Genomic DNA, 25431 nt, shown 5'->3' on the forward strand with positions numbered 1-25431 from the left:
ACATCGAGGACGTGCGGATCGAGCACTCTCCCGGCCAGGCGGTCGGCCTGGTCACCCTCCAGGTCGCGCCGGACTCCGCCGGCCAGCTGAGCGCGCGGCTGACTGAGCGCGGCTGGACCGTGCGGAGCTGAGCCCTGTACCGAGTTGAACGTTGAGCAGTTGAACATTGAACACCGTGCGTTGAGTACTGTGCGCCAACCGTCGCCGTCGCGCTCATTACGCATCAGGTAGCGGTCTGACGCATCGTCGGCACCGATAACCTTTTGCCGTCTGTCGCCGGTTCGAGGAGAGAAGCGTGGTGCGTACGTGATCGGCAAGGCGATCGTGGTCGCGGTGGACGGGCCGTCCGGCGCGGGAAAGTCGAGCGTGTCCAGGGCAGTGGCGCGCAGACTCGGCCTTCGTTACCTCGACACCGGTGCCCAATACCGCGCGATGACCTGGTGGATGCTGCGCCACGGCGTCAACGTCGCGGACCGGCAGGCTGTGACCGCGGCCTGCGACAAGCCGGTCGTCGTCTCCGGCACGGACCCTGATGACCCGGCGATCACCGTGGACGGCCAGGATGTCGCCGAGCAGATCCGCACGCCAGAAGTGACGGCGGCCGTCTCCGCGGTCGCCGCGGTCCAGCCGGTACGCGACCGCCTGATCGCGCTCCAGCGCCAGATCATCGCGGCGGCGCTCGCCGAGTCCGACGGCGTCGTGGCCGAAGGACGCGATATCGCGGACGTGGTCTATCCGGCGGCGGCGAGCAAGATCTACCTGACCGCGTCACCCGAGGCGCGCGCGGAGCGGCGCAACGCCGAACTGGATGGCGCCGACGGCTCCGACGGGGAGGGCCCGGTAGCGGAAGACACGCTCGCCGATCTTCAGCGACGCGACGCCGAAGACGCCAGGACGACGCGTCCGCTCGAAGCCGCGCCTGGCGCCGTCGTCGTGGACGCTACGCATCTGACGTTGACTCAGGTGATCGATCGTGTCGTTGAACTCGTCGAAGCGGTGCGTATATGAACAAGCCGGTCAAGGAACGCCCGCTCGTGCCCCCGCCGCACAAGGCCGTACGCGCCCGCCGCATCGGGCCGTTCGTGCTGCGGCCATTCTGGAAGATCGTGCTGCACGGAGCCGAGCGCGTGCCCGTGACCGGCCCGGTGATCCTGGCCGGGAACCACAACGCGTACCTCGATGGCCTCCTCCTCGTCGGCCTCTCGCCGAGGCCGGTGCACTTCATGATCAAGCAGGAGATGTTCAGCGGACCGATGGGCCCGGCATTGCACTGGCTTGGCCAGATCAGCATCGACCGGCATCGCACCGACCGCGCGGCGATCCAGGCGGCGCTCGGAGTGCTGGAACAGGGAGGCGTGCTCGGGGTGTTCCCCGAGGGCACGCGTTCGGCGGAAGACTTCGCCACCATGCACAATGGTCTGGCGTACTTCGCGCTGCGCTCGGGCGCGCCCGTCGTGCCGGTGGCCTGCCTCGGCACGGATGTCCGTGGCACGTCGGTCAAGAAGTTACCCAAGCTTCGCGCGCGGCTCGACGTGGTGTTCGGCTCTCCGGTCGAGCTAGGGCGTGGTACCGGACGTAAAGCCGTCGACGCCGCGAGCGAACGCCTACGTGACGTGTTGCGTACGCACATCGAGCACGCCCGCATGGAAACCGGGCGCGCGTCGATACCGCAGGCAGGCGACGCGGCAGCAGCCGTCGAGCAATGATCGTTCAGTAACGGCGACACGGCGGCACCGAGTGACAACAGTTGGATTATCGGTAAGGACGAACTTGCGATGACTGTGGACCACGACGCGTTCGACGACGAATTCGGCGCGCCGTTCGACCCGAGCGAGTTCGTCGACGAGTTCGGCAACGCGGAGCCGCTGCCCGCCGGACCGGGCGACGAGGACGAGTTCGCGGCCGACCAGGCGGTACTGCCTGTGCTGGCCATCGTCGGACGGCCCAATGTCGGGAAGTCGACGCTGGTCAACCGGATCATCGGGCGCCGGGAGGCCGTGGTGCAGGATGTGCCCGGCGTGACTCGCGACCGTGTGTACTACGAAGCGAACTGGACGGGGCGCCGGTTCACCGTGGTGGACACCGGCGGCTGGGAGGTCGACGTCGACGGCATGCACGCGCGCGTCGCCGAGCAGGCCGAGATCGCCGTCGAACTGGCGGACGCGGTCGTGCTCGTGGTGGACGCGACCGTCGGCGTGACGAACACCGACGAGGCGTTCGTGAAGGTGCTGCGCCGGACGAAGAAGCCGGTCGTCCTGGCCGCCAACAAGGTGGACAACGCGCGGCAGGAAATCGAGGTCGCCGCGCTGTGGTCGCTCGGCCTCGGCGAGCCGCACCCGGTCTCCGCGATGCACGGCCGGGGATCGGGCGACCTGCTCGATGCGGTGTTCGACGCGCTGCCCGAGGCGCCGTCCGAGCTCATCGGCATCGGCCGGCCGGGCGGCCCGCGCCGGGTGGCCCTGGTCGGCAAGCCCAACGTCGGCAAGTCCTCGCTGCTCAACAAGCTGGCCGGGCAGGAGCGCGTCGTGGTGGACGCGGTGGCGGGCACCACTCGCGACCCGGTCGACGAACTGATCGAGCTGGGCGGGCGGACCTGGCGCTTCGTGGACACCGCGGGCATCCGCCGCCGGGTGCACCAGACCTACGGCGCTGACTTCTACGCCTCGCTACGCACTTCGGCCGCGATCGAGAAGGCGGAAGTCGCGGTGGTGCTGATCGACGCGAGCGACCGCCTGACCGAGCAGGACACCCGGATCATCACCAAGGTCGCGGAGAGCGGCCGCGCCCTGGTGCTGGCGTACAACAAGTGGGACATGCTCGACGACGAGCGCCGTAACTACCTTGAGCGGGAGATCGAGCAGGATCTGGTCCAGGTCACCTGGGCGCCCCGGGTCAACATCTCGGCGCAAACGGGCCGACACGTCGAGAAGCTCGTGCCGGCGATCGACGCCGCGCTTGAGGGCTGGGAGACGCGTGTGTCGACGGCGAAGCTCAACGCCTTCCTGAACGCCCTCGCGGCCGAGCACCCGCACCCGGTGCGCGGCGGCAAACAGCCACGTATCCTCTTCGGCACCCAGGCATCCAACCGCCCGCCCCGGTTCGTCCTGTTCGCCTCGGGCTTCCTGGAAGCCGGATACCGCCGGTTCATCGAGCGCCGACTGCGCGAGGAGTTCGGCTTCGCCGGCACGCCGGTCGAGATCTCAGTGCGTGTACGCGAGAAGCGGTCCCGCACCAAGAAGTAGGTCCATGAAGTAGATCCATTGCGTGAGCGCAGCCACATGCAGCCACGGAACCTATGACGCGAGCCCGCTGCGGGCGCCCAGAACGTCCAGAGCGCTCAGAGCACCCATTCGGCGGCACCGGTCATATGATCGCGGAGTGCGTACGAAAGGCGGCCCGAGGCGTGAGCGCAGTACGCCCTGGGTCGAACTCGTTCACGCCGCCGATCGCGCAACGCTCGATGCCGTCGCGGATCTGCTCGTAGCCGCTGCAAGCCGCGGCGAGGCCCTAGGCCTGAGCCCGACGATCACCCGTGAGCAGTACGATCATCACCTCGAACGCCTCATGGCTAGCGCGCAGCGGCGTGACGCCGCCTTGGCCGTGGCGCGGACGCCGGGCGGCGCCGTGGTCGGCACAGCGCAGTGGACCCGCAGTGCGTACCCCACGCGCAGGGTTCTCGGTGAACTGGACCACGTCGTCGTCAGCCCGTCGGCACGCGGCACAGGCGCAGGCCGGGCGCTGATCGAAGCGGTCGTCACCGACGCGCGGGCGGCGGGCATCGAAGTCCTCATGCTGGAAGCGCGCGGCAACAACCACGGCGCGCTGGCCCTCTACGAACGCAACGGCTTCCGGTCCGTGGGCAACCTGCCCAACGTGGTCGCGATCGGCTCGGCCAGGCACGACATCGTGCTCATGGCCCGCAAGCTCACCCGCCCGCCGGATACCGATCTGCTCGGCCATCTTCCAGCCGGCGCGGGCGCGAGCCTCCCGCGCGGCGTGTCGCAGGGTCCTGACTGGCAGCGTACCGAGCGGTTGCTGTTGTGCCTGCCGACCACCGACGTCGCCGACGCCTACTTCGCGATCCACGGCGACCCGGCGACCAACGTGCACAACCCCGCCGGCACCATGGTGGACCCCGCGATGGCGATCCCGATCCTGGAGAGTTGGCAGCGGCACTGGTGCGAGGCGGGCTACGGCTACTGGGTCGTGCGAGCCCCCGAGGACGGCCGAGTCCTGGGCTTCGGCGGCGTACGCCCCCCGCTTCCCGACGAGGACTTCCTCAACCTCTACTACCGTTTCCGTCCTGCCGCCTGGGGCAAGGGCTACGCCACCGAACTAGGCCGCGCCGCCCTCGCCCTAGCGGCCAAGTCGTCCCCCGGCGCCCCTGTAGTAGCGCTCATACGCCCGCGCAATGAACCGTCCATCCGCGTCGTCCAACGCCTCGGCATGCGCTTCGAAGGCGAAGTCGAACGGCAGCTCGGCGTGTACCTGAAGTACGAGATCGTTCCAGAACCGTAAGTCTCGCGTATATCGTCGCCACACACGCGTTTGTGGCGACATGTTTTCACGAGCCCACGAATCAGTCTGAAGAGTTATCGGGTGAGCGTCGGCGACACAGGCGTAGAGCGCCGCTGAAGTGGCGAACGGAGTGATGAAATGCACTCCCTCGATCCGTCGAGAGCTCCCCTTACCCCGCTTGAGCTGGGTTGAGCCGAGGAATAAATTGTTCGATAGATCACCCGTGAATCAGGACCCAGAGTAAGTGGACCCTGATTCACAGGCCTGCTCTGCCTTGCTCGCAAGTGTATTTGTCGTGTGCCATTCACCCCCACTTGCCGGGCTGGCGCAATTTTCGGCTGTACGACTGTCAAAACCAGTTGCGGTGGTGTGTCGTCATCCGCGATGATGCGTAGCTTTCCGGTTTCTGGCGGGCTGTCGTGGTCGCCTGCTGGCCCGTTCGACAGGGGGTTGAGACGGTGCCTGAGTCGATCATCGTTGCCGAACAACTCACGAAGACGTTCATCCGTTACCAACGCTCGGGACGGTTACGCCGTGAGCGAGCCGACTTCACCGCGGTGAATCGGATCGATCTGCGCGTGGAGCCCGGGGAGTTGGTCGGGTACATCGGGCCTAACGGCGCGGGCAAGTCGACAACCATCAAGATGCTGACCGGCATTCTGATGCCCACCGCCGGGACGCTGCGAGTGGCGGGGCTGGAGCCGCAGCGTAACCGGATCAAGCTGGCGCGGAGGATCGGGGTGGTGTTCGGGCAGCGGACCACGTTGTGGTGGGATCTGCCGCTGCGCGACTCGTTCGCTCTGATCCAGCGGATCTACCGGATTCCCGCGCCGCGGTTCAAGGAGAACTTGGACCGGTACATCGAGGCGCTGGACCTGGGACCGATACTTGACCAGCCGGTGCGGCAGTTGAGCCTTGGTCAGCGGATGCGTGGTGACATCACGGCGGCGTTGCTGCACGATCCGACGATCGTGTATCTCGACGAGCCGACGATCGGGCTCGACATCGTCTCGAAGCACGTGGTGCGTGACTTCTTGCACGAGCTCAATGCTGTGACGGGGACGACGATCCTGTTGACGACCCATGACGTCGGGGACATTGAGCGGTTGTGCTCGCGTGTTGTCGCTATTGACCACGGTCGCGTCACGTACGACGGAAGTATTGACGTGTTGCGTGGTGAGCGGGACCTGGAGACCGCGATCAAAGAGCTTTATACCGAAGGGGGCGTGCAACGGGAGCAGGGGCAGGAGCAGGAGGACGGTGCTGCGGCGCTCAGCGATTGATGACTTCTGATTGACTGGTCGCTGAGGGCTGTCGGCGGCTACTTCGTATCGGCGGTCACTGATGTGAAACCGCGATGACTGGCATGAGGAATCGAGCTGGTCAGCTACCGGTCGAACGATAGTGACGGACGGCGACCCGCCAGACGAGTGCCGCGAGCAGACTGAGCAGCAGCGCGACGACGGGTGGGGCGAAGCTCAGGAAGCCGGGCAGGCCGAGCGGGTCGCGGCGGCCGAGGACGTACAGCGACGGTTCCCAGGTCACAAAGGCGAGTGGGATCGCAAAGGTCATCAGCAGGGCGAGGGAGCGCTGGTAGATGGCGAACGGGAACTCGGTGATCAGTTCGCCGCCGTACGTGATCACGTTGGCTGATTCACGCGCGTCGGTGGCCACGAAGCTGATCGAGTTGGTGAGGACCCACAACGCGCAGTAGATCACCGTGCCGCACACGACCGTGCCGACGCAGACCATTGCTTTGAGCGGCGTCCACGTGATCGGGAGCGCTTGGGCCGCCCAGACGAGGGTTGCGGTGGACGGGATGAGCTTGCCGAAACGCTTCGGCGTGAACTGGTCGGCCAGGACCTGCGCGAGAGTGCCGACCGGACGGATGAGCATCACGTCGAAGGTGCCGAGGCGGATCGAGTCGCTGAGGGTCTCCATGCCGCTGGCGATCACGTCGGAGAGCGCGAATGCGAGGCGTGTGGTGCCGTAGAGGTAGAGGGTCTGCGGCAGGGTGAATCCGGCAAGCGTGGTGACCTGCGAGTACATGACGAGCAGCGCGGCCAGGTCGAGGCTGGCGCCGAGCATCTGAGCGGTGCCGGTGAGCAGGAGGGATGCTCGGTACTGCCACGCGGCGCGTGACCACATGCGGGTCAGGAGAAGATACGCGGCGGGAGAGGGGATGGGGCGTGGCTCGGGGGTGAGGCGTGGCTCGGGCGTGTGGGTGTGGGTGTGGGTTGGGGTTGGGGTGGGCGTGTGAGTGTGGGAATCAGCCACCTTGCACCACCGTCTTGCGGCGTGCGGCGGTGGTCACGGCGCGGCCTAGGGCGATCAGGGCTGCGGCCCACAGCAGCTGGAAGGCCAGGGCGTTGAGGAAGCCGGCGGTGCCGGTGCCGAGCAGCACGTCGATCGGGACTTGGAGGGTGGCCGACCAGGGCAGCGTGCGGGCCAGGGCGCCCAGCCAGCCGGGCATGACCGCCACGGGGATGATCATGCCGGAGAAGAACATCGAGACGACGAGCAGCAGGGCGGCCGAGCCGCGCTCGTCCAGCGTCCAGAACGCGCTGAGGCTGACCAGGTAGCGGATGGCGAAGTTGATCAGCAGGCCGAGGGTGCAGCTGAGGGCGAATTCGAGCCAGGGCAGGGGCGCCGCGGGCAGCCTGGTGGGGAAGAAGAGCGTCCCGATGACGACCGGGGGAGCGGTACGCAGTACGAGGCCTGCGACGGCCCGGCCGACATCGAGGGCGAGGAACCAGAGCTGGAAGTCGCAGGGCCGGTACAGGTCGGTGGCCACCTCGCCGGTGCGGATGCGCAGGCCGAGCTCGGTCGAGCCGAAGAAGATGCCGATCGGCGTGGTCAGGCCCTGGGTGAGGAACACGTACGTGACCGCGTCGGCCGCGTCGTAGCCGCCGATGTGCGGCTTCTCGTGCCACATGGCCAGCAGGATGTACGCGCGGATGAATCCGAAGCAGGTGTTGGTGATGAGGCCTGCGATGGTGGCGGAGCGGTAGGTGATGTAGCGGCGGAACGATAATCGGGCGGCGGTCAGGTACACGCGCACGCGGCAGCTCCCGGTATCACGGCTCTTCGACCTTGACCGTGGGTAGGCTCGCCCGCCGCTGCGCGTCGGCCGACACTGCGCCGCTGGCCACGGTCAAGTTCGAAGAGGGGGTATCACGCCGTCAGAAATGGGGGGAGGCAGCATTCTGGCGGGCGCCGGGGCGAGGGGCAATCGAATAATCGAGTGCTGGGACGGGTGGACGGCGGGCGGGGCATCAGGCGGAGGGGTTTGGGACGGTTAGGGCGGATGCGAGGGACTCGGGGAAGGTGGGGTGCGTGAAGATGAAGCCTGAGGCGAGTAGGCGGGCCGGAATGATGCGCTGGCTCATCAGGGTCCCCTCGGCGAAGCCGCCTATCGCGAGGCGCAGGGCGGGGGCGGGCACCGTGAAAAGCATCGGGCGGCCCAGTGCTCGGCCGATGTCGGCGGTGATCTCGCGGTTGCGGGCGGGGTGGGCAGTGGTCACGTTGACGGGGCCGGTGAGGGCGGATGTGTCGGGTGCGCTCGGGGTGGGTGCGTTGGCGGCGGGCGTAGTGGGGGCGATGATGTGGCGTAAGGCGCGGACGGTGTCGGTGAGTGAGATGTAGCTCCAGTATTGGCGGCCGGTGCCTAGCCGGCCGCCCAGGCCGAATCTGGCGGGTGGCAGCAGTCTGCCGAATGCGCCGCCGTGGCTCGCGACGACTATGCCGAAGCGCGGATGAACTACTCGGATGCCTGCTTTGCGGGCGGGGTCGGCCGCGGCTTCCCATTCTTGGCAGACATCTGCGAGGAAGTCTTTGCCGGGGGGAGCGGATTCGTCGGTTGGGGTGTCGCCGGTTTCGCCGTAGTAGCCGATTGCGGATCCGGCGACGAAGACCGGGGGCGGGCTGGTGAGCGCGGCCGTGGTGGTGGCGAGAGTCGCGGTGGTCAGGACACGGCTGTCGCGGATCTGCCGACGGTATGACCGCGTCCAGCGGTGGTCGCCGACGCCGGCGCCGGCGAGGTTGACCACGGCGTCCGCGCCGTCCAGTGCGGATGCGGGCAGGTGGCCGTGGGCGGGGTCCCATCGGGTTTCGCTGACGCGGCCGGAGGGTGGGTTCGGCGGGCGGCGTACCAGGGGGACGACGGCGTGGCCGTCGGCGGTGAGGGACGCGGTCAGGGCCGAGCCGATCAGGCCGCTGGAGCCTGCGATGACGACGCGCATGGGACCACAGTAGGAGCCCCGGGAGCGCTGTGTTCCGGCGGCATGCCGCGCCGGTCGGGATCTGTGCGGAGATCTCGACCGGCGCGGGGCCTGGTGTTTGCCGCTTGCCGTTTGGGTACTGCCGCTCGGCGCGTCCGTCCTAGCGTTGGGCGCGGCCGAAGCGTCTGGCACGCCAGCGGTCGGCGAGGATGGCGACGCCCAGCACGGCGCCCTGCACGATCTGCTGCTTGTAGGGGCTGACCTTCAGCGCGAGCAGGCCGTTGGTGATGAATTCGAGCAGGATCGCGCCGGCGGCGATGCCGACGATGCGGCCCTCTCCGCCGAACAGCGAGACTCCGCCGACCACGGCCGCCGCGATGGCGGTCAGTTCCCAGCCGCTGCCGCCGACGGAGGGGTCGGCCACGTTCATCCGGCCGATGACCAGGATGCCGACGACGCCGGAGAGCACGGCGGCGGACACGTAGGCGGCCGTGATGCGGCGGGCGACCGGGATGCCGGCCAGCCGCGCGGCCTCCTTGTTGCCGCCGACCGCGTAGATCTGTCTGCCGACGTAGGTGCGTTCGAGCACGAACCAGGCGATCACCGCCGCGCCGATGAAGAACAGCGCGGGCACCGGGACCTCGCCGACGTAGTACTGGCTCAGGTTGCTGAACATCGGGTCGATCCCGTTGATCGGCGAGCCGCTGGTGATCGCCAGGGCCAGGCCCTGGGACACCGTGAACGTGACCAGGGTGATGACGAACGGCGGCACGTTGAGCTTGGTGACCATCGCGCCGTGCCACAGGCCGACCACCGCGCAGATCCCCAGCGTGGCGAGGATGGCCAGCGGCGCCGGCATGGCCTGGTTGACGTTGAACCAGGCGGCCAGGATGCCGGCCAGGCCGGCCAGCGCGCCGACCGACAGGTCGATGCCGCCGGTGAGGATCACCAGCGACTCGCCGATCGCCAGGATGCCGACCTGCGCCAGGTCGCGCCCCATCACCTGGAGGTTCCCGGTGGCGGTGTAGGTTGGCGCGGCCAGCGCGATGCTGGTGAACACCAGCACGCACGCGAGGATCACGCCGGCTTCAGGGGACTCGGCCAGCTTACGCAGCAGCCTGGCTACGGCCGACGAGCCGCGCTGGGCGACCGCGTCCTCCGGCGCCGGCGTCAGGGTGCTCTGCGCGGTCATGGTGCGACTCCGTTTCTGAGCAACTGGACGGTGGTCGCGTGCGTCCCGGCAGCCGCCCTCATGATCCGTTCCTTGGTGGCTTCGTTGCGGTCGATGACCTCGACGACCCGGCCGTGGTTCATCACCGCGATCCGGTGGCAGATCCACAGCAGTTCTTCGAGTTCCGAGGAGGCGACCAGGACCGCCGCGCCCTGCTCGGCCGCCCGGTCGATCAGCTGGTAGATCTCCGCCTTCGCGCCGACGTCGACGCCGCGGGTCGGCTCGTCGAGCAGCAGCAGCCGCGGCCGCGCGGCGAAGGCGCGGCCGAAGATGGCGCGCTGCTGGTTGCCGCCGGACAGCGAGCCGATCGGCTGCTCGACCGACTGCATGCGGACGTTGACGTTCTGCGCGATCCGTTTCGCCTCGGCGCGCTCGCGCTTCGGGCCGAGCAGGCCGTAGGAGCTGATCCGCTTGAGGATCGAGACGGTCACGTTCGCCCGGATCGGGGCGAACAGGACCAGCGACTGCTCCTTGCGGTCCTCCGGGATCATCGCGATCCCGGCCGCGGCGCCGTCGCCGGGGCCGCCCGGCGCGTAGGCCTTGCCGTTCAGGCGCATCTCGCCGCCGGTGGCCGGCTGGGCGCCGGCCACGGTGTGGATCAGCCTGCTGCGGCCGGAGCCCATCAGGCCCGCGATGCCGACGATCTCGCCGGCGCGCAGCGTCAGGTTCACCGGTCCCAGGCCGTCCGCCGTCAGGTTGTCGACTTCGAGCAGGACCGGCGCGGCGACCGGGGCGGGCTTGGGCTCGCCGTGTGCCACCTCGCCGCCGACCATCTCACGGATCAGCCGCTCCTCGGTGGCCTCGCCGGGTGCGAGGTCCGCGACGAGCCGGCCGTTGCGCAGCACCAGGATCCGGTCGCTGACCTGCCGCACCTCGTCGAGCCGGTGTCCGATGAACAGCACCGTGCCGCCGCGGTCGGCCAGCTTGCGGGCCAGCCGCAGCGCCTCGGCGGCCTCGACCGGGCCGAGCGAGGAGGTCGGCTCGTCCAGGATCAGCAGGCTGGGTTCGCGGCCCCAGGCCTTGGCGATCTCGATCATCTGCCGGGTCGGCACCGGCAGCGTGCGCACCTCGCGGGTGACGGGGACCGCCTTGGGGGACAGGCCGATCTCGGCGAGCATCGCCTCGGCCTCGGCGCGCAGCGCGGCCCCGTCCACCAGGATCCGGCGGCGCGAGACCCGCGGGCGGCGGCCCAGCAGCAGGTTCTCGGCCACCGAGAGCTGGCCGACCAGCGGGAACTCCTGGGAGACCATGGCGATGCCCAGTGCTGCGGCCGCCTCGGTCGAACCCGGTGCCAGCGGCCTGCCGCCGATCTCGATCTCGCCGCCGTCGCGGTGCACCGAGCCGGACAGCGTGCCCATCAGGGTGGACTTGCCCGCGCCGTTCTCGCCGACCACGCCGACCACCTGCCCGGCGTACAGGTCGAGCCGCGGCAGGTCGAGCACGCGCACGCCGCCGTAGGACTTGTGCACCCCCCGCAGCCGCGCGGTGACCGCGCGGCCCGGGGCGGCAGTGCTGCCCGTCATGTCAGCTGATTCCCAGCTGCGACTCAAGGCTCTTGTAGTCGCTGAGGTCCGACCGGGTGACCAGGCCGACGCCGGAGCTCAGCGTCGAGCCGTCGCTCTCCAGGTACGGCTTGACGAGCTGCATGACGGCGTCCTTGCCCAGCACCTTCTGCGCGGCCAGGAGGTACGCGCCGGTGTAGCCCTGCTGGTACGGCATCTGCACGACCGTGCCGGAGATCACGCCGGACTGGATGAACGACAGGGTCTGCGCGTCCGAGTCGTCGCAGACGATGTGCACAGACGAGCTCTTGCCGGCCGAGCTCACCGCCTGTGCGAGCGCCGGGCCGTCGTAGGAGTAGACCCCGTACAGGCCGTTGACGTCCGGGTTGTTGGCCAGGATGGTCTCGGCGTCCGAGGTCGCGGTGCTGGCCGACAGGTTGTCGTTGACCTTCTGCACGACCGTGATGTTCGTGCCCTTCAGCGCGTCCTCGAAGCCCTGGATGCGCTGCGTGGCGTTCGACGCGGTCAGCGAGCCGACCAGGACCGCCACCTTGCCGTTGCCGCCGAGCACCTGCTTCATCGCGGTGCCCGCCTGCATGCCGGCGGTGTAGTTCGGCGTGCCCAGGTACAGCGAGGCGGCGTCCGTGCCCGGCAGCGGCGAGTCGATGGCGAGCACGCTGATGCCGTGGGAGACGTCGGTGTGGATGGTGCCGGCGGCCGAGGTCGGGTCGATCGCGGAGATCGAGTACCCGGTGACGCCCTGCGAGCGCAGCGTCTCCAGCTCAGAGTTCTGCTCGGTCAGCTTGCCGTTCGGCGGCGCGAAGTACGTGCACTTGCTGCTCGCCAGGCCCAGGTCGGAGCAACCCTTGAGGAAGCCGACCTGCCCGGCCTTCCAGTAGTCGGCGGCCACGTTGACCACCATCGCGATGTTCACGCCGGAGAGGTCCTTGCCGGCCAGCGCGGACTTGAGCGCCGCGTCGAGCTTGGCCAGGTTGTCCTGGTTGAACGTGACGGAGCCGCTCAGCGTGATCGCCGGCGCGGAACTGGAGCCGGAGCTCGTGTTCGTCGAAGTCGAGCCGGTGGGGCTCTTGGAGCACGCCGTGGCGCTGAGGGCGAGCAGGGAAACCGCGGCGACCGCGGCGGCGGTACGGGTCTTGCCAGTGCCAATCATCGTTGATCGGTGCCCTTCGTGAGTCGGAATCGGACGTGAGCCTTGTCAGCGTGTGAGCGCTAACAGAATGCGAACACCAGTGGTGCGGATGTTGCGGTCGGTGTGGGTGGGGTCGGGACTTCGGCTAGCAAGTCCGGGGGTCAGAGCCCGCGGGCCAGGCGGTGGTACGCCTGGTTCCAGCGCAGCTCCTTGGTGAACTGGCGCAGCGTGGTGTCGGCGTCGATGACGAGCAGTTCGACGCCGAGCATCTCGGCCAGATCGTGCAGCTCCTCGGTGCCGACGGCCGCCGAGAGCACCGTGTGGTGCGGGCCGCCCGCGGTCAGCCAGGCCTCCGCGGAGGTGCGCAGGCTCGGCCGGGGCGTCCACACCGCGCGGGCCACCGGCAGGCGCGGCAGCGGTTCGAGCGGCGGCACGACGTCTATCTCGTTGGCGACGAGGCGGAACCGGTCGCCCAGGTCCGCCAGGCCGACGACCACCGCGGGCCCGGGACGCGCGTCGAAGACCAGGCGCACCGGGTCCTCACGGCCGCCGATGCCCAGCGGGTGGATCTCGCAGGAGGGGGTGGCCGCGGCGATGGAGGAGCAGACCTCCAGCATGTGCGCCCCGAGGATCAGCTCGCGGCCCGGCTCCAGGTGGTAGGTGTAGTCCTCCATGAACGACGTGCCGCCGGGCAGCCCCGCCGACATCGCCTTGACCGCGCGCACCAGCAGCGAGGTCTTCCAGTCGCCCTCGCCGCCGAAGCCGTAGCCGTCGGCCATCAGCCGCTGCACGGCCAGGCCGGGCAGCTGGCGCAGCCCCCCGAGGTCTTCGAAGTTCGTGGTGAAGGCGTGGAAGCCGCCGCCGGTCAAGAAGTCGCGCAGGCCCAGTTCGATCCGCGCGGCGTAACGCAGCGACGCGTGCCGCTCACCGCCGACGCGCAGTTCGGCGGCGACGTGGTAGCTGTCCTCGTACTCCTTGACCAGGGCGCCGATCCGCGCGTCGGCGACCGAGTCGACGACGGCGACCAGGTCGTTGACGCCGTAGGTGTTCACCGAGGCGCCGAAGCGCAGCTGCGCCTCGACCTTGTCCCCCTCGGTCACCGCGACGTCCCGCATGTTGTCGCCGAAGCGGGCCAGCTTCAGGGTGCGAAGCTGCGCGAGGCCGGTCGCGGCGCGCGTCCACGTGGCGATCCGCTTGGCGACCGAGGGGTCGCTCACGTGCCCGGCCACCGTCTTGCGCGGCACGCCGAGCCGCGTCTGTACGAACCCGAACTCGCGGTCGCCGTGCGCGGCCTGGTTCAGGTTCATGAAGTCCATGTCGATCGTGTCCCACGGCAGCGCCACGTTGGCCTGCGTGTGCAGGTGCAGCAGCGGCTTGTCCAGGGCATCGAGCCCTGAGATCCACATCTTGGCCGGGGAGAAGGTGTGCATCCAGGCGATCAGGCCGACGCAGCGGTCCGCGCCGTTCGCCTCCAGGCACACCCGGCGGATCGCGTCCGCGTCGGTGAGCACGCGCAGCCACACGATCTTCACGGGGGCCGGCGGCCGGCCGTCGAGTCCGCGCAGCGCGCCCGAGAGCGTCTCGGCGATCTGCCGCGACTGCTCGGCGACCTGACGCAGGGTGTCCTCGCCGTAGAGGCCCTGGCTCCCGGTGAGGAACCAGACCTCGTATTCGGCGTCGGGGGCGGCGTCCAGTGACGTCATCGTTCCTCGGCTCCGTCCGCAGGGGGCTGTTGCCCGTACACGTGGGTGTATCGGTGGTGCAGCGCGTCGATGTCGGCGCTGGGGATGGGGATCGGCTCGCCGTAGGCACGGGCCAGGTGCACGGTGCGCGCCACGTCCTCGGCCATCACCGCGGCCTTGACCGCGGCGCGCGCGTCCCTGCCGATGGTGAAGACGCCGTGGTTGCGCATCAGTACTGCGGGGGAGCGGTGCGCGGCCAGGGTCTCGACGATGCCCTTGCCGATCGCCTCGTCGCCGATCAGCGCGAACGGGCCGACCGGGATCTCGCCGCCGAACTCGTCGGCCATCGCGGTGATCACGCACGGTATCGCCTCGCCGCGCGCGGACCAGGCGGTCGCGTAGGTCGAGTGCGTGTGGACCACGCCGCCGACGTCGGGGCGGTGCCGGTAGACGTAGGCGTGCGAGCCGGTGTCGCTTGAGGGGCTGAATCCGCCCTCGACGACGTTGCCGGACAGGTCGCACAGCACCATCGACTCAGGCGTCAGATTCTCGTAGTCCACGCCGCTCGGCTTGATCACCATCAGGTCCGCGCCCGGCACCCGCGCCGAGACGTTTCCGGCGGTCCACGCCACCAGGCCGTTGCGCGGCAGCAGTTCGTGCAGCCGACAGACCTCGTCGCGCAGGCGGTCGATCGCCGCGCGCAGTGCTGAGTCGATGTGCTCTGCGTCTATGTGCGCTGAGTCATTCATCTGCGGCCCCGTTCTCGTCGCGCGCGGCGAGCCGGATCGCGTGCAGCCGGTGCAGGACCTCGTTCGCGCCCCGGCCGAAGTAGTCGTGCAGCCGCAGGTACTCCGCGTATAGGGCGTCGTAGGCGGCTGCCCGCCGCGCATCCGGGGTGTACACGGCGCGTTCGATCTTCCCCATGGCCTGCGCCGCAGCGGGCACGTCCGGGTACGCCCCGGCGGCCACGGCCGCGTGGATCGCGGAGCCGAGCGCAGGGCCCTGCGACGACCCGATCAGGCTGAGCGGCCTGCGGGTGATGTCGGCGTACAACTGCATCAGGAAGCTGTTCTTCATCAGCCCGCCGGCGATCACGAGCTCGGTGACCGGGACGCCGTTCTCCTCGAACGCGTCGATGATGACCCGGGTGCCGAACGCGGTGGCTTCCAGCAGCGCGCGGTAGATCTCGTGCGGCTTCGTGCTCAGCGTCAGGCCGATGATCACCCCGGAGAGGTGGTGGTCGACGAGCACCGACCGGTTGCCGCTGTGCCAGTCCAGCGCGATCAGCCCGTGCGCCCCCACCGGGTGCGCCGCGGCCTGCTCGGCGAGCACGTCGTGCACCGGGATCCCGCGCGTGACGGCCTCGGCTCGCACATACGCGGGCATGGCCTGCTCGGTGAACCAGGCGAAGATGTCGCCGACGCCGCTCTGCCCGGCCTCGTATCCCCAGAGCCCTGAGACGATGCCGCCCCGTACGACCCCGCACATGCCGGGGACCTCGGCCAGCCGCTCGCCGTTCATCACGTGGCAGGTGGACGTCCCCATGATCGCGACCATCTGGCCCGGCTCGATGGCCCGCGCGGCCGGGGCGGTCACGTGCGCGTCCACGTTCCCGACGCACACCGCGATGCCTTCCGGCAGCCCGGTCCAGGCGGCGGCCTGCGCGGTGAGCGGCCCGGCGTAGCCGCCGAGCGGAGAGACCCCCGGCACGCCGGGAGCCAGGTCCAGCTTCGCGGTGAAGTCGCCGAAACCGGGGGCGAGCGCGGTCAGGAACGCGGCCGAGGGGCGCGCGCCGTCCTGGAGGATGCCCTTGTACCCGGCGGTGCAGGCGTTGCGGGTCTCGACGCCGCACAGCTGCCAGGTGATCCAGTCCGCCGCCTCGATCCAGCGCTCGGTGCGCGCGTAGATCTCGGGGTCCTCCTCCAGCAGTTGCAGGCCCTTGGCATACTCCCACTCGGAGGAGATCCGGCCGCCGTAGCGGGCGATCCACGGCTCGTTGCGCTTATGCGCCAGGGCATTGATGCGGTCCGCCTGCGGCTGCGCGGCATGGTGCTTCCATAGCTTGACGTAAGCATGCGGTCGCGCGCGGAACTCGTCGAGCTCGCACAGCGGCGTCCCGTCGGCCATCGTCGGCAGCACGGTGCACGCGGTGAAGTCGATGCCGATCCCGATGACCTGCGCCGGATCGATCCCCGCGTCCGCGACGGCGGCGGGCACGGCGTGACGCAGCACTTCGCGGTAGTCGTCGGGGTGCTGGAGGGCCCAGTCGGGCGGCAGCGCGCCGCCGCCCGGCAGCACGTCGTCGAGCACGCCGTGCGCATATTCGTGCACTGCGGTGCCCAGCTCGGCGCCGTCCGCGACCCGGACCACCAGGGCCCGCCCGGACAGCGTGCCGTAGTCCACCCCGACCACGTAGCGGCGGTCGGCGCCGACGTGTCCGTCGACGGCGCCACTGTCGTTGTGAGCGTTAACAACCATGGCAAACCACTGTCAGAACAACCTCTCTCGGGATCGCCGGTCAGCCGGCCGGGCGGGTGGCCGACGCGCGGACCACCAGACCCGGCTCGATGGAGACGCGCGGGACGGCCGCCGGCACGCCGCGCTGGTCGGCGTCGATCAGCTCGATCAGCGCGCGCAGTGCCCGGCGGCCGAGCTCGTCGAAGTCCTGGCGCACGGTGGTCAGCGGCGGCCCGAAGTACTCGGCCTCCGGGATGTCGTCGAACCCGATGATGCTCAGGTCCTCGGGGATCCGGCGTCCGGCCTGCTGCAACGCGCGCAGCAGGCCGAGGGCCATGTGGTCGTTGGCGCAGAACACGGCGGTGATCCGCGGGTCGTCGGCGATCCGTCGGCCGAGCTCGAAGCCGGTGCGCGAGGACCAGTCGCCGCCGGTCAGCGGGGCGGGCACGGTCGCCGCCCGGGCCTCCAGGGCGCGCCGCCAGCCGATCTCGCGCTCCTGCGCGTCGAGCCAGGAGGCGGGTCCGGCCAGGTGGTGCACGGTGCGGTGGCCGAGGTCGAGCAGGTAGGAGGTGGCGCGCTCGGCGCCTGCCTCGTTGTCGACCGCGACCGAGGCGAGCGAGACGTGGGTGCCCGTGCCGCAGCCGACCGCGACGAGCGGCACGTCGGACGGCACGCTGGCCAGCGCGCCGACCGCCGTGGTCTGCGGGGCGATGACGATGATTCCCTCGACGGCCTGATCGCGCAGCCGCTCGACCGCGTCGAGCACGGAGCGCCGGTCGAGCGTGGCCAGCGCGGCGACGGTGACGAAGTAGTCGTGCTGCTTGGCGGCCTGCTCGATGCCGTAGAGCATGGAGGCGGGGCCGTAGAGCGTCGTGTTGAAGCTGATCACGCCGAGCGTGTTCGTGCGCCGGGTGACCAGCGTGCGGGCGGCCGCGTTCGGCCGGTACCCCAGCTCGCGGATGGCCGCGAGCACCCGGTCCCGGGTCGCCGGGCGGACGTTGGGATGGCCGTTGAGCACGCGCGACACGGTCTGGTGGGAGACGCCGGCGATGCGGGCGACGTCGGCCATCACCGGTGCGCGATCGCCGTCGATGACTGGCATGTCCTGCTCGGCCTCCCTCCGCTGTCGGCGCGTACCCGCGTTGATGAAACGTTCACCGTGTTGAACCGTAGCGCTCGGGTGATGGAATCGCCCGGACGATCGGGCCGCTCGCCGTGGCCGCCGGGTGGGCCGTGCGGCTGCCGTGGGAGAATTGTTAGCGCAAACATTCCGTGCGGTCAAGGGTGCGCGAGGCGGCGCGGCGCGCGTGCGAGGCGGAAAATCCAGGTGGAAGGCGCGCGTCTGCGGTAACGTCTGGTCTCGGCCGTGAAGCACTCGAGTCCGGGAGGTGAGACCGATTACCGCTGGGTCAGGCGGGGCGTTCTCGTCTCGCAGCCGTGCAGGACTCGTGCACCGCTGAGCGAAGGCGCCCTCGGTTGGAAACCGGAAGGCGTTGATTTCCATGCATGTACATTCTGCTTCGTTGAGCTTTTCCGCCATCGCCGGCGAGCTGCGCGCGGCCGGCTGCGTTTTCGCGCAGGACGAGGCGCGGCTGCTGATCGCCGAAGCGCGCTCCGAGCCGGAACTGGCGCGGATGGTGCGGCGGCGGGTCCTCGGACAACCGCTGGAGTACGTATTGGGCTGGGCCCAGTTCGCCGACTTGCGCATCGCCGTGGAGCCTGGCGTGTTCGTGCCACGTCGTCGCACCGAACTGCTCGTGCGCGAGGCCGCCAAACTGGTTCCCGGGCATGCCGCCGCGGACCGCGGCGACGCGGCCGGGGACGCGCCGAAGCCGCCGATTCTGGTCGTCGATCTCTGCTGTGGCTCGGGGGCTTTGGGCATGGCGCTCGCCGTGGCGGTGGGCGTGGAACGGGTCGAACTGCACGCCGCCGACATCGATCCCGTGGCGGTCGCCTGTGCCCGGCGGAACCTGGCCCTGTTCGGCGGTCGCGTCTACCAGGGCGATCTGTACGAGGCGCTGCCGGGCGAGCTGCGCGGATGTATCAATATCCTCATAGCAAATCTGCCGTACGTGCCCACCGGGGACATCGCGCTGCTGCCGCCGGAGGCGCGCGAACACGAGCCGCGCGTGGCGCTCGACGGTGGCGCGGACGGCCTCGACATGCTGCGCCGCGCGGCGGCGCAGGCGCCGCTCTGGCTGGCGCCGGGCGGCAGTCTGCTGATCGAGACCAGCGAGCGGCAGGCGCCGCAGGCGACGCGGATCCTGAGCCGCAGCGGCCTGATTCCGCAGGTCGCCGAGTGCGAGGAACTGGACGCGACGGCCGTCGTCGCAACTAGTCCTGAGGTCTGAGTCAACGGATCCGGAAGTCTCGGCATACGGATGGTGCCGGTAACAGTGCACCGAGTGAGTGCGATAGGTTGCCGGGCGAGAGAACAGCACGGTTCGGGAGGCGCACGGCGGTGACGGCGGTCGACGGCACTGCTCTCGGCGGCAAGATGTTTGACGGCACGGTGTTTGACGGCGCAGGCGTCGGCGGCACCGCGTGCAATGGCAATGGCGCAGTGGTCGAAGATGCAGCGGTTGACGGCACAGTGTTCGGCGAAAAATTGGTCGATGACGCGGCATTCGGTCGCACGATGTCCGAAGGCGCTGTGTCCAACGGCGCTCCGTCCAACGGCGCTCCAGCCAACAGGGCTGTGCCCAATAACACTGTGTCCAGTAACACCGCGCTCCGTGTCGCTTCGTCCCATGGCTTCGGGCTCGATGCGCTGCTCGACGACCCGAGCGTCCCGCTCGACCGCATCCTCGCCGAGGTCGACGACGTCGAGCGCCGAGCCCGCGGCCTCGGCGACAGCCCGCGGCCACTGCATCTGGCCCGTCATCAGGTGGCGCGGCACCTGGGCGACCTCGCGGCTGCGCAGCGGGAGTTCGACCTCTGGACCGAGGCGCGGCGGGACCTGTCGAGCGGATGCGTGGCCTGCGAACGCGGCTTGATCGGGGACTGGTACGCGCAGTGCGGTGACGACGGACGCGCCTTCGAGGCCTGGGATGCGCTCTTCACCGGGGCGCTGTTCTGCGGCGCCGAGCCGCATCGCGCACTCGGCCGGTCGCTCATCCCGCTGGTCAGGGCCGGCCGTGCGGACCAGGCCCGCGCGAACCACGTGGCCGGCCACCGGATCAGCAGACTCAAACCGTCGATGAGCGCCGCCGTCGGCGAGCACATCGAGTTCTGCGCGCTCACCGGAAACAACGCGCGTGGTCTCGAACTGCTGGCCGAACACGGGCACTGGCTCGCCGACCGCTCCGGCACGCAGCGCCGCGCCGAGTTCCTCGGCGGCGTCGAGGTGCTGCTGCGCATCCTCTGCGAGTCAGGCTTCGAGGACATGCCGTTCGCCGTCGTGGGCGGCGCGGCCGACGGTGCTCTCGCCGGCGGTGCGTTGCGGCCGCTCGGCGAGCTGCGCGAAGAGGTCGGCGAGGAACTGTCCGGCCTCGCCGCGCGTTTCGACGAGCGCAACGGCACCACCGCCTTCAGCCGGCGGCTCATGCAGCGCCGCAGCAGGCAGCCATTTCTCAGCTCTCTGCCGCTCAGTGCGCACACCACGTTGCCGCGCCCCGCGCCGCGTGAGCCCGCGCCGGTGCGTGCGAAGGCGAGGCCGGTGGAAGAGCTGCTCGCGGAGGCCAGACGGCTGACACTCGTGTGGCATCCCGGCGCGCTGGATGCGTGGCGGCACGTGCAGGCCGCCTGCGCCGCGAGCGATCGGCAGTTGGCCGAGGACGCGCAGATCGAGCTCGACGAGCAGCTGCTGCTCGCGGAGCGCGACGCGACGCCGCACGACGGACCCGAAGCCGTGGCCGGCCGATATGCGCGCCTGATGCAGATCGCCGACCGGTACCGCATCATCGGCAAGCCCGGTCCGTCGTTGCGGGCGGCCAGTCGCGCGGCGCTCGCGCTGTTCCGCGGTGGCCGGACGGACGAGGCGGCGAGCGAGCAGTTCGCGCTCCGGCTGGCCGCGGCCGACGCGCTGGCCGGCCGCGAGATCACGCCGCGCGAGTACATGGCCGTGCGCACCGGCGGCGGTTATCAGCGGTTTGACGCATGGGTGTCGGCGGCGTCCGCCTTCTCGGTGCAGAAGCCGGCGATCGTCGCCGCGGCGGCGCGCGAGGCGCTGGACGAACTGGTCGAGGTGATCGAGGAGTGCCGTCGTTTCGAGCTGAGCCTGCACGGTGCGGCTGCCGCCGCGATGGCCGCCGACGTGCATCTCGGCTGCGGCGAGGTCGAGGCGGCCGAGGAGCGCTTCCGGCAGGCGGTGGAGCTCTACCTCGACGGCGGCGCTCCGTGGTCCACGACGACGGCTGAGCTCGATCTCGGCCGGCTCGAACGCGCGCGGGGCGATTTCGCCGCCGCCGAGCGGTACGCCCGCGCGGCCGTCGAGCACAACGTCGACCCCGCTCTGCGCGGCCCGGCCGCGATGATGCTCGCCGAAGCGATCTGGTTTCAGGGCGGGCGCGCGGGGGAGGCCGTTGCTCCGGCGCTGGCCGCCGCGGCGGCGTTCGCGCGTCAGGAGGGAGCGGCGGCCGACGAGGCGCGTGCGCAGTTGCGCGCGGCCGAGGCGCTGGCCGCCGACGGGCGCCACGACGAGGCGGCCGCGCTCTTCGAGCCTGCCCTGCACACGCTTGAGGCGCGCTGGGACGAGGACGAGTGGAAGTGGTTGATCGCCCAGGCGGTGCGGGCCTACGGCAGTAGCCTGATGGCGTCGGGTGATCCGCGCCGGGCCGCCGAGCTGTTGCTCGACAGCGCCGAGCGGGTCAAGGACTGGCCGAATCAGATCCCGCACGCGACGATGGCCGCCGACGCGGCTGCCGCGCTTCAGCGCTCGGGCCGGCCCCGCGACGCGGCGGCGGCGTTCCAGCGCGCGGCGGACCTGTGGCACCTGGTCGGCGAGCCGCCGGCGCGCGTCAGGTGTCTGCGATCCGCGTCCTGGCTGCTGGCCGGGGAGGACATGGACACGGCGCTCGCGCTGATGGACCGCGCGGGCGGCGAGCTGGTCGGGTTGCTGGCCGCGACCGACGGCGGCGGCGTGCCGGGCGGGCCAGGCGGGAACGCGCAGCTTCGACGGCTGATAAGGCTGGAGCTGGCCGAGACGCACCTCCAGCGGGCGCGGATGGTGCTCGATCTCGCCGATGAGGGGCGGTTGCCGCGTGACGGGAGCGCGCTGCTGATCGGGCAGGCGCAGCAGGAGATCACCGGCGCGATCAATGGCCTGCGGCGGCTGGTCGAAGCCGGTGACGCCGACGGCGGGGCGGAGGCGGACCAGTTGCCCGCACGGCTGAAGACGGCGATGTCCGTGATGGAAGGGCTCAGACGGTACCGCGTAAGCGCGGACGGTTCCGTGGTCAGGGTGCCGCCGCAGAGGGCGGCGGGATGAGCGCGACCACGGACGTCGCCGGGATCCGGGCCGCCCTCGCGGCCGCCGACGAGTTGCCCTACGGCCTTGAGCGTGCCGAGCGCCGCGAGGAACTGGTCGCTCGCGCCGAGGAGTGTGGGGACCCGGCCACCCTCGCGGCCGCGCTGCTCGGTCTCGCCGACGACTGGCAGCGGCATGGCGAGAACCAGGGCATGGTGGTCGCCTTCGGGCACGCCTGGCGGATCTGGCAGACCCGGCCCGACGCCTTCGACGACACGTTGCGCTTCCGGTTCCGCGAGCACTTCAAGCACGTCGTGGACGTGCTTGGTGAGGATGCGCGGGTACCTGCCGCCGACGTGGACCGGCTCATGGACGACATGGAGGCCTTCTACCGCGCGGGCGGCTACAGCCTGCGCGAGGTGCATCGCAGCCGATACCGGATCCACCGGCGGCGCGGGCAGACCGGGCAGGCCACCGAGCGCATCAAGGCCCTGCTCGCCGAGGAGGCCGACGAGGGAGCGTCCTGCGACGCCTGTGACCTGGCTACCGCAGCCTACTGGTACGAGGAGCTGGACGACCTGCCCCGTGCGGTCGAGTTCTGGCTCGCCATCATCGCCGGCGTCCCCAGCTGCCAGGAGCAACACGTCGCCATCGCGCACGGCGAGGTGATGATCGACCTGCTCAACCTGGAGCGGCTCGACGAGGCCGGGCGGCACCACCGGCTCGGCTATCCGATGATCCGCCGGCGCCGGGACCTGCCCAGGCAGCTCGAACTGCACATGCTGTTCGCCGGCCGCGTCCGCGACGTGGTGCGCGGGCTGGAGATCCTGCACGACCACATCGACTGGCTGCCCGAAGACCGGCACACGGTCGGCGAATTCTGGCGGGTGCACGGCGGTTTCCTGCTCTTCCTCAAGCTCCTGATCAACGAGGGCCACGGGGACCTGCCGGTGACCCGCTCCGCGCGGCGGGTCGTCACGGCCTCGGCGCTGTACGCCGGACTCGACACGGTCCTGGCCGACTACGCAGCGCATCAGGACCATGCGACCGGCGCCGCCGAGTTCGCCGAGACCCTGGAGAGCTGGCGCGCCGCGAAGCTGCCGCACGACGTGCTCCCGGCGCCCTCCGACGAGGATCCCGAGTCCGGATGGGCACCGATCGCGGCGCCGTGGGAGAGCCACCCGGGCGCCGACGGCGCGGCCGCGCCCTCGCTGCCGTCCGGGATGCAGCGCGTGGACGCGCTGGCGGCCCGCGCCCGATATCTCAGCTTCCTGCAACACCCACACAGCAGTGCGGTGTGGGAGCGCGCCGCGGCGTGCGGGGGCGGGTCGAGCGACGACATCGAGGCCGAAGTCGCGCAGAGCCGCGCCGCCGCGCTGGCGCGGCGTGCCGATCATCGTGCTGATCACGCCGCCGACCACCGCGCCGACCACAGCGCCGACCACCGTGCGGCTCATCAGAGCTTTGAGTTCGCCGCCGGGCGTTACGCGGCGCTCGGACGAGGGGGTGACGCGCTGCGTTGCCACGCGATGGCCGCGCACCAGCTGTACCTGACCGGTGACGACGACGCGGGCATGGCGGCGCAGGCTGCGGCGTGGGCAGCGACGCAGGCCGAGTTCGAGGCCGGGCGGGTCAGTGCCGAGCAGCTGGTGACGGTGCGCCTCTACGGGCTCTACCAGCACCTCGACCGGTGGCGGCGGGCCGTGGACGCCGAACCGGGGCCCGACGAACAGGTCAGCAGGCTGATCTCGGAGACGGGATCGCGGGAGATGCGAGCCTTCCGGGAACTGGCTGACGCGCACGGCGCGGCGCCGCAGTACGCGGCGGCGCTGCGCGCCTGGGCCGAGGTGACCGCGGCCATTGCCCGAATGTTCGCCCGCGAAGGCGATCACGACGAGGCGGCTCGTTACAACGACGCGCTGGTCGAACGGCTCGGCGGCGTCGTCGAGCTCTACACGAGCGTCTTCCAGCCCTGGTCCGCCGCTGAGGCGCAGTTGCGGCGCGGCCAGGCCTTCCTCGTCGCCGGTCGGCCCGAAGACGCCGAGCGCTGCGCGCGCCGGGCGGCCGCGCTGAACAGCCCGCCGGTCGCCGAGGACCTGCTCGGCCCGACCGCGCTGCTGCTCGCCGAGTCGCTGAGCGTGCTGGGCGGTCACGATGACGAGGTGGCGTCGGCGGCGGCGAGCGCGGCACGGATGCTCGCCGGGGCCGACGCGGTCGGCGCGACCCGAGGCAGGCTGCTGATGGGTGAGGTCCATCACCGCGCACAGCGGCATGCGGAAGCAGTGTCCTTCTACCAGCCGGCGCTCGCCGAGATCATCGGACGCTGGGACGACGAGTCGTGCAGGCAGCTGATTCAACTGAGCACCCTGCACTGCTCGATCAGCCTCTGCGTACTGGGCCGCGCGCGTGACGCGGTGCGCGTACTGCGCTCGGTACTCGCCGTCGTCCCCGACGACTACGCGAACGCGCGGGCTTGGCTGCTGCACCAACTGGCCGAATCAGCCGAGCAGGACGGCGATGTCGAAGCCGCGATCGAGACGTACCGCGCGTGCGCGCAGGAGGGGCGCCGCGCCGGCGAGCGGCAGCTCACGATCGTCGCGTTGGAGTCGGCCGCGCGTCTGCTCGCGCCCATCGATATCAGGGCCACGCTTCAGTGCCTTGAGGACGCGATCGCGCACGTGCGCGAGGCCGACGACGCGGACGGCGCCCGATACCGGGACTTTCTCGTTGCCGAGGCCCACGCACTCGGCTTCAAGCACGTGATGGAACGCATCGAAACCGGGACGCTTCCCGAGGCCGACGCGGCAGAACTGCTGCCGCTCACGCAGCAGGTGGCGGAGGCCGGGGCCCGGGAGCTGTGGGCGATGCTCGACGATCCGCGCGAGGGTGACGCGCGTGACGAGTTCGTCGCGGCGCTGGAGTCCGCGCTCAAACCCCTGACGCTGTCCATCGCGGCAGTCGGCGGACATCCGGGCGCCGCCGCGCAGTGGCAGGAAGCCTTCGCAGCAGGCTGCGAGCGCTGGGGCTTCCCGGAGTACGCGCGCACGGCCCGCGAGAACGCCGCTTACTTCGCGGACCGTGCGAGGGACCAGGCGGGTCAGGGGTCGAACTAGGGGCGTTTGAGGTATGGGATTGGGTCAGGGCGTGGCGCGCAGCGCGTGCGATCGCAAGGCGCAGGATCGCTCCCGGACTGGTTGTCCGGGAGCGATCTGACAACGTGGTGAGCGTGCGCGACAGGTGGCACGACCGCCATAGCTCAAACGC

18 protein-coding genes are annotated in these 25431 nt (G+C 70.3%); 8 read left to right on the forward strand and 10 right to left on the reverse strand.

What is annotated here, in order from left to right; translation table 11 throughout:
* Positions 1–306 precede the first annotated feature (306 nt).
* From cmk to VGS97_RS24965, 5 genes are all read left to right on the forward strand, one after another.
* Positions 307–1008: a (d)CMP kinase gene (cmk, locus tag VGS97_RS24945; protein WP_326856083.1), complete on the forward strand. Its 702-nt coding sequence runs from the start codon at positions 307–309 to the stop codon at positions 1006–1008.
* The gene (locus tag VGS97_RS24950; RefSeq protein WP_326856084.1) at positions 1005–1706 is read left to right on the forward strand and encodes a lysophospholipid acyltransferase family protein; all 702 of its coding nucleotides are present in this window, start codon (positions 1005–1007) and stop codon (positions 1704–1706) included. The genes cmk and VGS97_RS24950 overlap by 4 nt, the downstream gene beginning before the upstream one ends.
* A 69-nt stretch (positions 1707–1775) precedes the next feature.
* The gene (gene der / locus VGS97_RS24955; RefSeq protein WP_326856085.1) at positions 1776–3242 is read left to right on the forward strand and encodes a ribosome biogenesis GTPase Der; all 1467 of its coding nucleotides are present in this window, start codon (positions 1776–1778) and stop codon (positions 3240–3242) included.
* A 136-nt stretch (positions 3243–3378) separates the two neighbouring features.
* A complete protein-coding gene (locus VGS97_RS24960) occupies positions 3379–4518 on the forward strand; it encodes a GNAT family N-acetyltransferase (RefSeq protein WP_326856086.1) in 1140 nt (379 codons plus the stop codon).
* A gap of 458 nt (positions 4519–4976) precedes the next feature.
* Positions 4977–5801 (forward strand): ABC transporter ATP-binding protein, encoded by an 825-nt coding sequence (locus VGS97_RS24965; protein ID WP_326856087.1) that lies wholly within the window; start codon positions 4977–4979, stop codon positions 5799–5801.
* A gap of 100 nt (positions 5802–5901) precedes the next feature.
* Here the strand turns inward: VGS97_RS24965 and VGS97_RS24970 are convergent, their stop codons facing one another.
* From VGS97_RS24970 to VGS97_RS25015, 10 genes are all read right to left on the reverse strand, one after another.
* Positions 5902–6666 carry an ABC transporter permease gene (locus VGS97_RS24970; RefSeq protein WP_326856088.1) on the reverse strand — a complete coding sequence of 255 codons (765 nt, stop codon included), beginning with the start codon at positions 6664–6666 and terminating at the stop codon, positions 5902–5904.
* A 121-nt stretch (positions 6667–6787) separates the two neighbouring features.
* Positions 6788–7579 (reverse strand): ABC transporter permease, encoded by a 792-nt coding sequence (locus VGS97_RS24975; RefSeq protein WP_326856089.1) that lies wholly within the window; start codon positions 7577–7579, stop codon positions 6788–6790.
* Between the two features lie 214 nt (positions 7580–7793).
* Positions 7794–8759, reverse strand: coding sequence for a TIGR01777 family oxidoreductase (locus VGS97_RS24980; RefSeq protein ID WP_326856090.1), 966 nt, complete (start codon positions 8757–8759; stop codon positions 7794–7796).
* A 139-nt stretch (positions 8760–8898) separates the two neighbouring features.
* Complete coding sequence (locus VGS97_RS24985; RefSeq protein WP_326856091.1) at positions 8899–9930, reverse strand: ABC transporter permease; 1032 nt, start codon at positions 9928–9930, stop codon at positions 8899–8901.
* Positions 9927–11492, reverse strand: a complete 1566-nt coding sequence (locus VGS97_RS24990) for a sugar ABC transporter ATP-binding protein (protein WP_326856092.1) — start codon at positions 11490–11492, stop codon at positions 9927–9929. Before VGS97_RS24990 ends, VGS97_RS24985 begins: the two co-directional genes overlap by 4 nt.
* Before the next feature lies 1 nt (position 11493).
* Complete coding sequence (locus VGS97_RS24995) at positions 11494–12642, reverse strand: substrate-binding domain-containing protein (protein ID WP_326856093.1); 1149 nt, start codon at positions 12640–12642, stop codon at positions 11494–11496.
* Between the two features lie 140 nt (positions 12643–12782).
* On the reverse strand, positions 12783–14324 hold the full coding sequence (gene araA, locus VGS97_RS25000; RefSeq protein ID WP_326856094.1) for an L-arabinose isomerase: 1542 nt from the start codon (positions 14322–14324) through the stop codon (positions 12783–12785).
* Entirely contained in the window at positions 14321–15052 is a 732-nt protein-coding gene (locus tag VGS97_RS25005; RefSeq protein ID WP_326856095.1) for an L-ribulose-5-phosphate 4-epimerase, read from the reverse strand. Before VGS97_RS25005 ends, araA begins: the two co-directional genes overlap by 4 nt.
* Positions 15045–16781 carry a ribulokinase gene (araB, locus tag VGS97_RS25010; RefSeq protein ID WP_326856096.1) on the reverse strand — a complete coding sequence of 579 codons (1737 nt, stop codon included), beginning with the start codon at positions 16779–16781 and terminating at the stop codon, positions 15045–15047. Before araB ends, VGS97_RS25005 begins: the two co-directional genes overlap by 8 nt.
* Before the next feature lie 40 nt (positions 16782–16821).
* A complete protein-coding gene (locus VGS97_RS25015) occupies positions 16822–17862 on the reverse strand; it encodes a LacI family DNA-binding transcriptional regulator (RefSeq protein WP_326856097.1) in 1041 nt (346 codons plus the stop codon).
* Between the two features lie 400 nt (positions 17863–18262).
* Here VGS97_RS25015 and VGS97_RS25020 point away from each other — a divergent pair, with 400 nt between their 5' ends.
* The 3 genes from VGS97_RS25020 (at position 18263) to VGS97_RS25030 (ending at position 25280) form a co-directional block, all read left to right on the forward strand.
* Positions 18263–19111 (forward strand): putative protein N(5)-glutamine methyltransferase, encoded by an 849-nt coding sequence (locus VGS97_RS25020; protein WP_349262254.1) that lies wholly within the window; start codon positions 18263–18265, stop codon positions 19109–19111.
* Between the two features lie 362 nt (positions 19112–19473).
* Positions 19474–22188 (forward strand): hypothetical protein, encoded by a 2715-nt coding sequence (locus tag VGS97_RS25025; RefSeq protein WP_326856099.1) that lies wholly within the window; start codon positions 19474–19476, stop codon positions 22186–22188.
* Positions 22185–25280, forward strand: coding sequence for a hypothetical protein (locus VGS97_RS25030; protein ID WP_326856100.1), 3096 nt, complete (start codon positions 22185–22187; stop codon positions 25278–25280). Before VGS97_RS25025 ends, VGS97_RS25030 begins: the two co-directional genes overlap by 4 nt.
* The last annotated feature ends 151 nt before the right edge of the window (positions 25281–25431 follow it).

The organism is Actinocrinis sp. (assembly GCF_035946395.1).
Lineage (GTDB): Bacteria > Actinomycetota > Actinomycetes > Streptomycetales > Catenulisporaceae > Actinocrinis.

Bases quoted from the DNA above. Each gene is read 5' to 3' on its own strand.
- VGS97_RS24990 (WP_326856092.1), bottom strand. From the start codon at position 11,492: ATGACGGGCAGCACTGCCGCCCCGGGCCGCGCGGTCACCGCGCGGCTG.
- VGS97_RS24950 (WP_326856084.1), top strand. From the start codon at position 1,005: ATGAACAAGCCGGTCAAGGAACGCCCGCTCGTGCCCCCGCCGCACAAG.
- VGS97_RS25015 (WP_326856097.1), bottom strand. From the start codon at position 17,862: ATGCCAGTCATCGACGGCGATCGCGCACCGGTGATGGCCGACGTCGCC.
- araB (WP_326856096.1), bottom strand. From the start codon at position 16,781: ATGGTTGTTAACGCTCACAACGACAGTGGCGCCGTCGACGGACACGTC.
- araA (WP_326856094.1), bottom strand. From the start codon at position 14,324: ATGACGTCACTGGACGCCGCCCCCGACGCCGAATACGAGGTCTGGTTC.
- VGS97_RS24980 (WP_326856090.1), bottom strand. From the start codon at position 8,759: ATGCGCGTCGTCATCGCAGGCTCCAGCGGCCTGATCGGCTCGGCCCTG.
- VGS97_RS24995 (WP_326856093.1), bottom strand. From the start codon at position 12,642: ATGATTGGCACTGGCAAGACCCGTACCGCCGCCGCGGTCGCCGCGGTT.
- VGS97_RS24970 (WP_326856088.1), bottom strand. From the start codon at position 6,666: ATGTGGTCACGCGCCGCGTGGCAGTACCGAGCATCCCTCCTGCTCACC.
- VGS97_RS25030 (WP_326856100.1), top strand. From the start codon at position 22,185: ATGAGCGCGACCACGGACGTCGCCGGGATCCGGGCCGCCCTCGCGGCC.
- der (WP_326856085.1), top strand. From the start codon at position 1,776: ATGACTGTGGACCACGACGCGTTCGACGACGAATTCGGCGCGCCGTTC.
- VGS97_RS24985 (WP_326856091.1), bottom strand. From the start codon at position 9,930: ATGACCGCGCAGAGCACCCTGACGCCGGCGCCGGAGGACGCGGTCGCC.
- VGS97_RS25005 (WP_326856095.1), bottom strand. From the start codon at position 15,052: ATGAATGACTCAGCGCACATAGACGCAGAGCACATCGACTCAGCACTG.
- VGS97_RS25020 (WP_349262254.1), top strand. From the start codon at position 18,263: ATGCATGTACATTCTGCTTCGTTGAGCTTTTCCGCCATCGCCGGCGAG.